Source organism: Streptomyces sp. NBC_01268 (assembly GCF_036240795.1).
In the GTDB taxonomy this organism is placed as follows: domain Bacteria; phylum Actinomycetota; class Actinomycetes; order Streptomycetales; family Streptomycetaceae; genus Streptomyces.
The window spans coordinates 21573-34180 of the sequence record NZ_CP108454.1 but is presented as its reverse complement, the minus strand read 5'-3'; the positions used below and the strand labels follow the sequence as shown (position 1 = coordinate 34180).

Sequence of the window (12608 nt, the reverse complement as noted above, 5' to 3'; positions counted from 1 at the left end):
CGGGGGCCGCTCCGGAAGTCGGCTCAGGAGTCCGTGCGTTGCTGCTCTTCGTCCTTCGCGGTGGGGGCGCGGTCAGGCTTGGGCGCGGTCATGTCGAGAAGGATCATGGCGTCGTAGTCGGGGGTGCCGAGTTCGACGGTGTAGACGCCGAGACGTTGCCCGGGGGTGCCGTCGAGGAACATGGACTGGCCCGTGAGGTGCATGGTGCCGACCTGGGGGTGGTGGAAGGTCTTGCGGGCGGGCTTGTTGCCGGTGACCTCGTAGCGTTCCCAGAGCCTTGCGAAGTCCGGGCTCTTGAGGAGGAGCTCGCCGACGAGGTTGGTCAGGTCGGGGGCGTCGGGGATGGTGCCGGCGGTGGCGCGCAGGCGGACGACGCAGGCGCGGACCTGGCGGTCCCAGTCGGGAAACAGGTCGCGTGAGGCGGGGTGGAGGAAGAGGTAGCGGGCAAGGTTGCGCTGCTTGACCGGCCAGTCGGCCAGGCCCGTGTAGAGGGCGAGCCCGCCGGGGTTGGAGGCGAGGAAGTCCATGCTGCGGCTGACGATGTACGCGGGGTTGGGGCGCATCGTCTCCAGGAGCAGTTTGAGGTGGGGGTGCACGGTGCGGCTGGGCGCCGGGGGCGGTTCGGGGGCGTAGCGGGCGGCGTGGACGGCGAGCTCGCGCAGGTGCTGGTGTTCCTGGTCGTCGAGGTGGAGCGCGCGGGCGAGGGCGTCGAGGACGGCGGGGCTGGGCCGGGTCTCCTTGCCGCGCTCCAGGCGCACGTAGTAGTCGATGCTGATCCCCGCCAGGGTGGCGAGCTCTTCGCGTCGCAGGCCCGGGGTGCGGCGCAGGCCGGCGCCGATGGTGAGACCGACCTGTTCGGGGCGTGTCTGGGTGCGGCGGTAACGCTCGGTGGGGGGTTTGTTGGTGTGTCGGGTCGTTGGTGGCCTGGGGTGTTGTGGGTTTGTTGAGAGGTTGAGTTGGCGGTTCGACGGGGTGGCTGTGGTGTGTGGGCTGGGGATATGTGTTCTGTGTTGAGTGGGGCTGGGTGTGTTGTAGGTAGTTCTAGCGTGTAAAGGCCCGGTTGGTGTTTGTGCTGGTCAGGGCTGTTCTGCCTGTTCGGCGGGGTGGGCTTATCGGCTTCGGCGGGGGCGGTGGTGGGTTTCGGCGAGGTGGTCGAGGCGGATGGCGTCGAGGGTGGTCTTGGTGATGCGTTCGGTGCCGTCGTGGATGGCGGTGATGGCGGCTTGTCGGATGAGCCTTGTGAGGGATCCGATGCGGCCGGCGGTGCGCTGGTGGAGGTAGGGGGCGTGGCGGGGGAGGGTGCCGGGTGTGTGCTGGTGGAGGTCGAGGTTGTTTTCGATGTCGGTGATGACGTCGCGGAACGGGTGGCGGGTGCCGTGGCGGGCGGGGAGGGGACCGCAGTCGACGAGGGTGGCGCGTCCGGCGAGCTGGGCACCCCGTGTCCCGCTGAACAGGGGTGTTTCGGTGACGTTGATGCCGGCGTAGACGAACGTGGCGGGCAGGCGTTCGCTGAGGTCTTTGATCAGATCGGCGGTTTGGGCGCCGGTGGTGGTGCGGGGGTTGAGGCGGTGGATCTCGTCGATCATCACCAGCTGCACACCGGCTTGGGTGTAGGTGTGGCAGACGGCGTCGGTGATCTGGGTCTGGGTCATGCGCGCGGTGGTGGGGATGCCGAGGTAGCGGGCGAACTCGGTGACGAGGGTCTTTGCGGTCGCGCCGGGCGGGACGAGGACATACGCGACGGGTACTGCTGCGTGTGCTGATCCGGGCGGTGCGGGGTTTTTGCGGGTGTGGGCGAGGTGGCAGGTACGGCCGACGTTGAGGAGTGCGGTCGTTTTCCCTGCTGCGGCGGGTCCGGTGACGATCAGTGAGGGCCGTGCGGTGGTCTGCTGGTGGCGGCCGAGGATCATCAGGGTGCGGACCTGGGTGGCGAGCTGGCTGATGGCGGGGGTGCGGATGGTGACGAACGCGGAGTGGTAGGCCAGTCGTTCTTCTGTGCTGCGGGGCGGGTCGCCGGGGCTGGGCGGGGTGGGTGGGTCGGTGGTGGCGAATCGGTGCCAGCCCTGCCAGGTGGTCAGGGGCCAGGACAGCTCGGCCTCGCCGCTGTCGTCGGTGCCGCCTTGTGTGCTGCTCGCGCTTGTCTGGCCGGGGTTCACCATGTGGCGGCTTCCTCGTGCGCGTTGTAGAGCCCGAATCCGGTGGCCGGGGCGGGGCTGACGTCGTCGGGCAGGTCGTCGAGGTCGTCGATGCTGTCGTCGTCCCGCTGTTCCGGGCTGCCGGCGGTTGCTTCGGTGCCGTGGTTCCCATTGCGGGCTGTGGGAAGCGGGATGTGAGCGGTGCGGGCCATGAGGGCCTGATCCGTTTTGGTGGCGTGGCCGCTGTGGACGCGTCGCATGAGCTGGTCGAGGGCGTCGGCGAGGCTGGCTTCGTACTGCTCGGCGTCACCGTGGCTGCCGTCGACGGCCTGGGTGCGGATGTGCTGCCAGGTGCGTTCGTCGAAGGGCCGGTGGACGTGGTCGCGGTGGATCCACGGAATCTCGGTGAGTTCACCGTCAGGCAGGCGCACCCAGATCTGGCGTACGTCGTGGGGGTTGTAGTGGATCTCCCATTTCCCGCCGCGGCCGGCGACGGGGGAGGCCTGGCCGCGGTGCGGGGCGAGGAGATCGGCGTCGTAGGTGCGGTGGTGGATGGTGATGCCGGCGGGGGTGATGGCCTGCCAGCGCACGGGCAGCAGTTCGAGGTAATCGCGCCCGGTCAATGGGACGGGTACGTGTCCGGCGACGGCGACGAGCACGCCCCACATCTCATTCGGGGTAAGGGCCTTCTTGGGCATCATCGGGTGGCGCAGCCCTTCGTGAGGCCGGTGGTGGTAGTGCACCAGCCACTCATCGAGGAGGTCCTGCAACTGGGCGACGCTGTAGCAGGCGTCTTTCTCGGCATCGGGGCCGCGGCGGGTGACGTCGGATCCGGTGTAGCCGGGCAGGTGCTGGCAGAACAGGGCGTTGATGGAGCCGAAAGTCCGCTCGACGATGCCCTTCGCGGTGGGAGCGCGGGGCGGGGCGGGCTGGACGCTGATGCCGAGGGTCTCGCAGGCGGCGGTGAACGCGGCGGAGACGAAGACCTTGCCCCGGTCGACGACGATCGTCTCCGGCAGGACGACCGGCCGGGCCGCCGCACCGGCCAGACGCTCGTCCAGCGTGGCCAGCCGCTGGTGGGGGAGCGCGCGGGCATGGTCCATGCGCAGGATGTCCGGCCAGGCCGGCCTGGCCGGGTGAGGGACGGCCATCTCCGCCAGCAGCAGGGCCGCGTCCACAGCCTTGGTCGCGCTCGGGCACAGCACGGCAGCCAGGATGGAGCGGGTCGCGACATCGACAGCGATGGTCAGCTCGGGCCGGGCCAGGCGCCCGTCGTCGAAGAGAGCCAGAACATCCAGGCGGGTGGTGTCGATCTGGACCTGCTCGCCCGGCCGCAGCGCCGTGGCAGGGGTGAAAGCCCGCCCCTCGACACTCGCAGGCACCTGCCGCACCGGGCCACTGGGCAGCTCACCGGGGCGGGCGAGCGTGGTGACGAGCCGGTACAGCGTGGCCTGGGACGGAACGGGCACCGCACCGGGGCCGTGCCGCTCCTTGAGAATCTGGTTGATCAGCGGGAACAGGCCGCTGATGGTGCCCCTGGAACGCCCGCGCCGGCGGCGCAGCGCCTCACGGACGGCGGCGACGACCCGTTCGTCGCAGCGCCCGGTAGGGCTGGAGGCGCGGGTGGTGCGGTGGTCGAGCAACCCCCACAGTCCCTGCTTGCGGTAGGCCAGGCGCATGCGCTGCACCGTGGTACGCGACACCCGCCCGAACCCCAGGGCGGTCAGCTCCTCGGCCTTGGCCTGCTCCCGCTCGGCCAGCGTGTGCCGTGCGGGGTCGTACTGCTCCCGCACCACTCCACCGCTGCCGGGCCCGTCGGCAAGGCCGCATTCGACTTCCCTCACGTGCCGCTGCCAGGCCAGGGCCTTGTTCCGCGCCGCGGCGGGCGCGGTCTCGAACAGCCCCCACTGCGGGGCCGCCTGCGGTGCGTCGGCCCCGATGACGCTGAAGCCGGGATCGGCGAACAGGTACCCGGCGAGCACCGCCTCGCCACCGCCGTCCGGGCCGACGAGGTGAACGGTCTGCCCGGACAGGGCGGCCACCTGCCACTTCACACCGCGGAAACAGACATGCGCCCCGACCGCCACGGCCGGCCGCGCAGTGCGCCGCGCGCTCACCCGGCACCTCCCGTCCCGCCCAGACCGTTCCATCCCCTGGGACCGACAAGGACGCACTCGTGCAGCGGCACCTCCAAGTCCGTGGTGAGCTGTCCGTGCCACAGGGCGTGGAAGACGACGGGAAGAACCTCGATCGGGTCACCGACAGCTTCGGCTCCCTCCAGCAGCGGCCGTGGCCGCGCGAACACCTCCACAACAGCGGGCGTCAGGCCCAGGCGGCCGGCGTTGCGGGGATGGCGGTAGCCGGCCAGCCACTTCAGATTGGCGGCCGGCACATCGTCGAGCGGCGCAAGGCGCCGGTAGTTCCAGCCGATCTCCTCACACGCCTCGCCCATCGCTTCGGCAGCCTTCAAAGCACGGTCGCCGCCGGCTTCTGGGTGGCTGGGGCAGTCGGCCAGCAGACCCGTGCCGTCGCGGTACCGGACGAACAGCTGCGGCACCCAGGAACGCACCCGCCCCCGATTGTCCCGCCACAGCAGCCGCACCGGACGCCCCGCGAGCCCGGTCACATGCGGGTCGCGGTCCAAGACCATCAGCTGGGTACGCATCGCGTTCGACCCCGCAGCCACGTGCCGCCCGGTGGTTGCTGACCACCACAGGCCTGGCCCCCAGCGCCGCCCCGGGATCACCGGGAACGCCGACACCGGCGGCAGCTCCTCGAACGCCGCGGTCATGGCGGCATCCGCCCACCGCTGCTGGACCGGCTGCCCCACCGGATCGAGGAACACCGCCTCGAACCCGCACCCTCGATCCACGGCCACTCGCCCTGCCCGGCCTCCAGGCCGGGTCGCCCCTGTGCTGATCACCTGCGTCAGCCAAGCCGCTCCCGCCGGCAGATATCGCTGTTTTCAGGATTTCTGCCACAAACGAGTGCCCTATCAGCTAACAGGTGACACCCCGTCCCGTCGTTCTCAGCCGCCGTCTTCCCGCCCGCCTGTCGTCAGCATGCTCCTAAGAACCTCGACGGGCACGTCCGCCCACCGGGCCACCTCCTCCCATGGCACCCCGCCGTTCACCGCCGCCACCGCGGTCCGCTTCCAGGCCGCCTCGATCAGACCGGCGCAGTGACCGAGACCGCGCAGCAGTTGCTGGGCTACATCGGCGGTCGGCCCGCTCTGCACACGGCGCAGCTGAAGCAACTGTTCCTCAGCACTGTCGACGAGACTGCCGATCCGCGCCCGCTGCTCGGGCGGCACCACCGCCCGCCACATCGTCCCCGAGCCCGGCGCCCGCTTCTCCTTGCCCAGCACCCGAAGCTGCCCGGCCATGGTCACCGGCTGATGCTCCTGGCGCACCCACCACGGATCGTCCGCGTACCCCGGCGGGCTGCCGGTTCCGCGGCGCCGACGGATGACGCCGCCCATCCACGCGATCAACGGACCGCCATGATCCGTCGCCGCCAACGGACCAAGCCACGCGCGCCCGACCCCCTCCCCGAGCCGGCGGCAGAACATCCCGTCAGCGGGCAGCGCCCGCGGCCGCCCCGCACCACTGTCCACCCACACCAGCTCAGACATGCCCGGATCCAGCAGAGCGTCCGCGACCGCCACCACCTCAGGGAAGACGACCGCATCCCGCCCCACAACCCGCCACCACTCCAGATCACCACCCGCATCCCCGCCCGCGACCTGGTGCAGCCGCCGCGGCCAGACCGTCTCCTGCTCCCAGCCATACGCCTGATCCCACCACCGTGCCACCACCGCCCATGCCAGAGCGAACACCCGCTCCGGCTCGGCCCCGGCCCGTACGGCCCGCCGCGCCACCCCCCTCCACCGACGCTGCGCCGCGACCACCTCCGGCAGTTGCCGCACGTCCAGGTACTCACGAGGCTGGTCGGCGTCCGCGTCCAAAAGCCACCGCCCATGCCGCACGCACACCCGATCCCACCGAGGGGCGTACCGCATCGTCCGGAAAGCTGTCCCCGTGCGCCGGGCCGCGCACAACCGACAGCCAAACGCCACCGGCCCAGCAACAACGCCGCCAACCCGCCACGCCGCCGCTGGCACTCCATCCCCCTCGGCCGGCAGCTCGCCGTCCTGCCCCGCCCAGGACGGCAGCGCACGCGCCAGCACGTCCTCGTCGACGCCGCACAGATCTGCCAGGAGCTGACGCCCGGTTGCGTTCAGCAGCACTTCGGCGTCAGCCCGACAGGCGCCGCCATCGTGATTGGGCTGATGGTTGTGCCAGTGCCAGCAGGACCGCAAAGCCTTCGCTTCCAGCCCGTAGCAGCTCGCGATGCGGCAGATCAGCGACGAGGCCGTCTCCCCCTGCAGGGGAGCGGTCCGCAGGAGGCCAAGGTGATGGAACACTCCACCACAGTGCCGTGTTCGCAGCCCCGGACGGGCACGTTCGCAACGGATGCCTAGAAGATCAAACGAACCGGATGAGGAGCCGTGAACGACGTCGTGGCGGAGCTCCCGCCACCGCACGCGGCACGGGACCCCCATGTCCAAGGCCCTACAACGCTGCGGTTGGTCACTAGACAGTTCGCGGTGCCCCAAGAAATCCGCTGACACCCCTCGCTCGGTTCCCTGTATGACTGGCGTGGAGAGCCAGACAAGGGAGGCAGCCGTGGGGAAGGCGTCGTCGCGGAAGCGGGCAACGAAGGCAGGCGGTACCCGGGATCACACAGTGCCGCAGATGTACCTGAAGCACTTCGCTCAGCACGTCGCAAGCCGCAAGTACGAGTTGAACGTGCGGCGGCTCGACAAGATCGATGAGCCATTTCCCGTGACGCCCCCCGGCATCGCCGCCGAGACCGGCTACTACTGGGGGATCAGTGCTGAAGGGGTCCCGCACCACGCTGTCGAGGAACTGTTCACCTCCCTCGAGGGACAAGCCGAAACAGTGCTGAAGGTCCTTCTGAACGACCCGGACTGGGCGTTCACGCCGCGCTGGCCGTTGAGCCCGGACCAGCGCCATGTCCTCGCATGGTGGATGGCTGCTCAGATCTTGCGCACGACGCGCCAACGAAAACGGCTTACCCACCAGCAGGCCGAAGCGCCGGATATCACCAGCCTCCCGCAGGGAGTGCACACGCTCGCACAGAACAACTCCCACCTGCGCTACATCGTCGAGAACATCGCCACGCTGGCGCTTCGCCTGGAAGCACGTCCGTGGGCGCTGGGCTTCAGCGACATGTGTCTGCTAACCAGCGATACGCCAGTCGCCATATGGAACCGCCCCGACGACGAAGACCAACTGCGTGCTGCAGCAATGAGCGACATCCTGCTCCCGCTGGACCCTCACCGCTTTCTGTTTCTACCCAGCCCCGCTACCCGGGGCACCGACCGGCATAAGCACGTAGACCACCTGATGCACGCCGAGGGCGCCACCGGCTTCGCACTTGTGGAGGTGGCGTACGACGTAGCTGACCAGTTCGTGATCCACCACCCGCAGCACGATCCCTGGAAGCATTGGAAGCCGAACAGCCCAAGTCAGCCCAAGCCTTGGGAGGGGCAGACACATTCCGCTCCTCAGTACATCTTGAAGTACGCCGCTTTCCCGCCCAGCCTGAACATCGAACGTCGCTGGACCGTGGAGCATCCACCGCCTCGTTCCCCAGACACGGCCCATGCCTGACCCGCGAGACGCTGCCAACTATCTGGCCCGAGCAGTCCGGCGTGCCTGAGTGACGGCCGGGGGACGTAGAAGGTGCACGTGCTGCGCGTTAGCCTCTCGGCATGGATCCTCGAGCGCCCTTCCACCCAGGCGATGGCCGTCAGCGCTATGCGGGCCCTGCTGTCGTTGTCATGCCTGACGGTCGCGAAGTCGCGGTCACCGCGTCCCTCGTTCTGCGCTACGACCCGCTCCGGAGCGACAACCGCGAGTCGGACCGGGACAGCACCTGGGCTGGCAGCATCACACTGGCAGATCCGGGAAGCCGCGTTGACCTCTTCGACGCGGACCCGGGAGTGCTCCGCTTGCCCGATGGGCGTGAGAGCGAGTTCATGGCGACAAGCGGCCATTCTGAAGTCGGCGTTGCAGGGCTTGGTCCAGCGCCCTTCGCTTCGCAGTGAAGTCTGTTCCCCACAGCCCGCTGCCCCGGGCAGATGAAGAGGGTGTTCACCGGCCTGAGCACCGCCCTGGACGCAGGGTGCGCCGGTTTCGCCCAGGACGACGCGGAGCTGGCTGAGGAGTGCGCGACCGCGCAGGCGCTCCTGGCGGAGCTGGGGGACAGGGTGTGCCGGACCGTGCCCGCGCAGGGTGCCGGTGTGAGTGCCGAGGCGATCGTCGCGGCGATCCGGGCGGACCCCGCCGTGGCCCGCGCGGCCGCCGCAGCCCTCGCCGCAGACGCCTGAACGTCTCCCGGCGGCCGTGCGCGTACCGCAGCCGTAGCACCGTATTCGCTTTCCGCATCGGATCACGCTGCCCGCTTCTAGCACTGGCCGCCCTCGCGTGGGTCTTCGCGGAACACGTCCGCGCCAGCCGTCTCATGGGCCTGTGCGAGCTCGCCGTGCGTGGGCTGCCCCGTCGCCGCATTCCCGCCCGCCTGAGGGGGCTGCTACGGCAGTCTGTACGCAGGAAGCGACACCTGGAGCGTGATGTGGCCCCTGCACTGAACCTGATCTGTGATGGATGCCGAAAGCCCATCGCCGACGACGACGGATACCTCTGGGTGGACACGACGGAGGTCCGTCGCACCGAAGAGTCCGTGCGCGCATGGGAGTCCGAGCGAACGGACGCCGATGGATCCCTCTCCTTCAGCGGGGGCGACATCTTCGACTACCCCGAGAAGGTGCGCTGGCAGGCACACCACGCTCGCTGTGATCCGGCACCAGGCGCGGGCGCCTACGACATCCCCGCGGCCAAGATCCGGTCGTGGGAGCAACTCCTGGACTGGACGGCCCACCTCATGGAGAAGGCGTGGCTGCCGCAGACGGACTGGGACGACTGCCTTCGCGGTGTCCACCAAGGTGGTGGCCGTCTCGTGCTGGCGGTAGAGGCCGGTGCCCCGATTTCCTGATGGGATGTCGGTGCCCTCTGCGAGGATCGACGGATGGCCGACAGCAGGGATCGCTCGCTTCTTCGACGGGCGGTGCGCGACGTCGTCGCTCTGCTCGGAGGGCACTCACACCCCAGACTGAACGCGGCCTTCGCGGAGCTGGGCATGCCAGAAGTTCCTGAGGAGGGAACCAAGGCAGAGCGGTTGGAGCGGAGCTTCGCGCAGGTGACCGACAGCGATCTCCCGCTCGTGGCGACCCGTATCTTGGCCGCAGGTCAGGGGAGTCGTCCGCAGAGATTCCGGATTGAGGATGCGCTCTGGGCGGAGTCCTCGCCGCCGGAGATACCCGCGAGGATCCGGCGCGAGTTGGCCAGGCACCTGGACCTGGACGTGATGACGCCCAGCGAGAGCCGGTTCATGGCGATGCTGGGCCAGTACTGGGTGCTCGGCAGCGAGCTGAGCCCCGTCCTGGATGCGTTCTTCGGCTCTCAGGGCCCCAGCATCAAGGGGGACATCGAGCAGCACGTCTTCCGGAACCCGGGGGACTGGACGACCGAGGACCTCTTCGAGCACCTGGGCGCCTTCGAGGCTGGCGACGCCAGGTTCGCCCGGTTCCTCGAAGCGATCGTCTCCGCCGACGTCCTCCTCGACGAATCCGCACAACGGCGCCTCGTGGACACGATCAACGAACACGTCCGCAGTGCAGCCATTGAACTGAGGGAAACGGGGACTGAAGGCGGCTACCCGCGCTTCACCCTGGTCTCCACCCGCCTCGGCGGAAACGGGAAGCCGAAGAACATCATCTTCGCGTCCCTCACCAAGCCCGACATCCGCTTCAAGAACGCCATGGACAACGACATCGAGATCGTCGGCGACCCGGACAACCAACTGGTCTACGACCGCCCGACACCCGATCACGGCCTCCGCTGGCGCGACCTCCAGGCCTGGTGGCAGGACACGCAGAAGATCCAAAACGACGCCGAGGCCAAGGCCTCCCTCTACAAGCGACTCCACCGCTGCCTGCCCGAGAACTCGCCGGGCCAACGCAACCTCTTCGGCGCCTACCACCATGTCCTCGGCGACAGGGTCCACGACCTGCCCGTGCTGCTCCCCGAGGTGTGGCTCCACTGGGACCCCCGCACGGTCCGCGAACGCGGCCCTCAGGCCCTCCTCCGCTCCCGCATGGACTTCCTGCTCTTGCTTCCGTACGGACAGCGCATCGTTCTGGAAGTCGACGGATCCCAGCACTACACCCGCGACGAAGGCCGGCGCCCCGACACCGCGAAGTACGCGGAGATGGTGGCCGCCGACCGCGACCTCAAGCTCAGGAAGTACGAGGTCTTCCGGTTCGGCCACGACGAACTTGAAGAAGCCCGTGACGCCCAAGCCCTCATGGAACAGTTCCTGCCAGCACTGTTCCAGCGCTTCGAGATCAGCGCTGGAACAGCCTGACGAGATCACTCCGCAGCGACGCTCACGGACCACTGGGTGCCGTCGCCAGCAGTGCCGGGGGCCAGCCTGAGGCCCTGGCCTGCTGCGGCCTGAAGCCGGGCTTCAGCGGCGAGCTCCGCCTCGGTGAACCTGACCTCTCCGGCCTGCCTGAGAGAGATCCTCAGCACGGCCCGCAGCGTGACAGGGTCTTCGAGCGAAGGGGTCTCCTGCTCGTCCAGCGGCACCCACGCCCCGGTCGCGGACGGCGCCGTCCCAAGGGCAGACCGAGCGTTGTCGAAGGCTGCTCCGGCGCCGCTGATGATGCGTTCGGCAAGCTCCATTGTGAGGAGGGCGACGAGCTCGGTGTCCGCCGCTCCAGGTTCTACCTCGCCCAGGCTGGCGAGGTGCATCGCCAGGTTCTCCCGCGCCTTCTCATCGGAGTGACCGAGGAAGTTGCGCCACCGGTTGAGCAAAAGGAAGAAAGACTCGTTCTCCAACGACCAGGCGAACGCGGGCGCCTTCGGGACGAGCACCTTCACGGCGTCAAGGAAGGCGTCCCTGTGCTGGTTGAAGGAGTTCCCCCCGGCAGTCACACCGGCCCTGATGAGGGTCCAGTTGATGTAGCCCTCGACAGCGGCCTGAGCCAGCACGATGACCTGGCCGACCGCCTCGCGCTCGCGGGCACGGCGCTCGGATCCGGTTTGTTCGGCCTGGGCCTGCTTCGCGTACTGCTTCGCCTGCCGCGCCGCGCGGAGGGCCTGGCTGAAGAAGACCTGGGAGAAGTCGAAGTCGCGTGGCGAAGTCGGATTGGCAGCTACGGGTATCGACGGGGAGTTGGCCATGTGGGCGGTCCTCACGTTGGCGTAGTCGGTTGGAGGAGACCGTAGCGGCTGCCCTGGTTGTGGCGCTCCCGGCTGCCTGGGGCCTGGCCGGGCGCGGTGATGACACGATCGAGGGTTCCTTCCTTGTCTCTTTCCCGACCACACGCCCGGACACGGCCCTGCACGGGGCCAATGGCGGCTGTTCCTGGCGGGAGGGAAGGAGCCCGGTCGCACCGGCGCTAGTGACGCGCCCGTAGCAGCCAGGAAGGCCCACCTTCGACCGCGTCCGTGGGTGGGACGGGCGCCGCCGGCCCGGCCTCGGCGTGGACCAGGAGCCGCTCCACCAGGCCGTGAGGGCCGGACCGCTGCGTGCCCTGCGCGTACGCGAGTGCGCTGCCGGGTCGTCCTCGTCCGATGCCTGCGGCGGCCGTCCCTGCGTGGTGAGTTGCTGCTCACCACGGGGTGGTGGTGAGCGGGCGGTCTGTGAGGCTCACAGACCGTTTTCCCTGGTGGAGGGGTGGTCTGTGAGGCTGTGAGGTGTTAGTCGGCGTGGGTGTCCGCGGGCACGGTGCCCGTGCCGTCGCAGGCGTCGCACGGGATCACGGCGGGGTCCTGGCACAGGGGGCCAGGGCACTTGTGAGTGACTGGGGCGACTGGGATTCGCGGTGGGTTATCTGTACGTACCTGGGTGCGTGTGACCGGCCTGTGGCTGGTCGTTCTTCGTCACCGTATGTGGTTCCCGCATCTCTAGGGCGATCGCTCTCCAGTGCTTGCGTTTTCCGCATACGTACGCGCAGTCCGGAGGCTATGACTGTTTGCGTTTTCTGCATACGCGGCCTAATACCTCTGATACTTGCGTGTCTGCCCGTTCTGGCCTGTTGCTGCTCCCGCTGCCTGCCTGTGTGGGGCCAGCCGGCGTCGGCGGCGTGCTCGTCGAGGCCGGTCACAACCCTGCGCCCCGGCCTCCAGCCGTCCCGGTCCTCTGCTGCGGCTGGCGCCGTTCCGGTGACGGCCGCTTTTCCTCGGCTTCCGTTTTGCTCGTTCGTCTGGGGCCTTGGGGGTACCTGGTCAGCGGCTGCGGGCCGGCTGAGGGTGTCGGTCGCGGCCTGGCGCTGGGCCACCGCCTCCGGCGTCGCCCCACCCGCCGATGCGGGCACCC

The 12608-nt window shown here is 69.1% G+C and carries 9 protein-coding genes and 1 pseudogene; 4 read left to right on the top strand and 6 right to left on the bottom strand.

Annotated features, from left to right (window positions below; genetic code table 11):
* Positions 1-23: 23 nt before the first annotated feature.
* From OG309_RS00140 to OG309_RS00120, 5 genes and pseudogenes are all read right to left on the bottom strand, one after another.
* A pseudogene (locus OG309_RS00140) lies at positions 24-884 on the bottom strand (helix-turn-helix transcriptional regulator); the annotation flags it as partial.
* Between the two features lie 225 nt (positions 885-1109).
* Positions 1110-2078, bottom strand: coding sequence for a TniB family NTP-binding protein (locus OG309_RS00135; RefSeq protein WP_329428052.1), 969 nt, complete (start codon positions 2076-2078; stop codon positions 1110-1112).
* A 74-nt stretch (positions 2079-2152) separates the two neighbouring features.
* Entirely contained in the window at positions 2153-4285 is a 2133-nt protein-coding gene (locus tag OG309_RS00130) for a Mu transposase C-terminal domain-containing protein (protein ID WP_329417117.1), read from the bottom strand.
* Positions 4249-4980: a TnsA-like heteromeric transposase endonuclease subunit gene (locus tag OG309_RS00125; protein ID WP_329417115.1), complete on the bottom strand. Its 732-nt coding sequence runs from the start codon at positions 4978-4980 to the stop codon at positions 4249-4251. The genes OG309_RS00130 and OG309_RS00125 overlap by 37 nt, the downstream gene beginning before the upstream one ends.
* Positions 4981-5163: 183 nt before the next feature.
* Positions 5164-6561, bottom strand: coding sequence for a DNA-binding protein (locus OG309_RS00120; protein ID WP_329417112.1), 1398 nt, complete (start codon positions 6559-6561; stop codon positions 5164-5166).
* Between the two features lie 136 nt (positions 6562-6697).
* Between OG309_RS00120 and OG309_RS00115 the strand changes: the two genes are divergently transcribed.
* The 4 genes from OG309_RS00115 to OG309_RS00100 all read left to right on the top strand — a co-directional run bounded on the left by OG309_RS00115 (position 6698) and on the right by OG309_RS00100 (position 10649).
* Positions 6698-7834: a DUF4238 domain-containing protein gene (locus OG309_RS00115; RefSeq protein ID WP_329417109.1), complete on the top strand. Its 1137-nt coding sequence runs from the start codon at positions 6698-6700 to the stop codon at positions 7832-7834.
* Between the two features lie 470 nt (positions 7835-8304).
* Entirely contained in the window at positions 8305-8553 is a 249-nt protein-coding gene (locus OG309_RS00110) for a hypothetical protein (RefSeq protein WP_329417107.1), read from the top strand.
* Between the two features lie 245 nt (positions 8554-8798).
* Positions 8799-9218: a hypothetical protein gene (locus tag OG309_RS00105; RefSeq protein WP_329417105.1), complete on the top strand. Its 420-nt coding sequence runs from the start codon at positions 8799-8801 to the stop codon at positions 9216-9218.
* 33 nt (positions 9219-9251) lie between these two features.
* The gene (locus OG309_RS00100) at positions 9252-10649 is read left to right on the top strand and encodes a hypothetical protein (protein WP_329417102.1); all 1398 of its coding nucleotides are present in this window, start codon (positions 9252-9254) and stop codon (positions 10647-10649) included.
* A 5-nt stretch (positions 10650-10654) separates the two neighbouring features.
* Here OG309_RS00100 and OG309_RS00095 read toward each other — a convergent pair whose 3' ends face one another.
* Positions 10655-11470 (bottom strand): hypothetical protein, encoded by an 816-nt coding sequence (locus tag OG309_RS00095; RefSeq protein ID WP_329417101.1) that lies wholly within the window; start codon positions 11468-11470, stop codon positions 10655-10657.
* Positions 11471-12608 lie beyond the last annotated feature (1138 nt).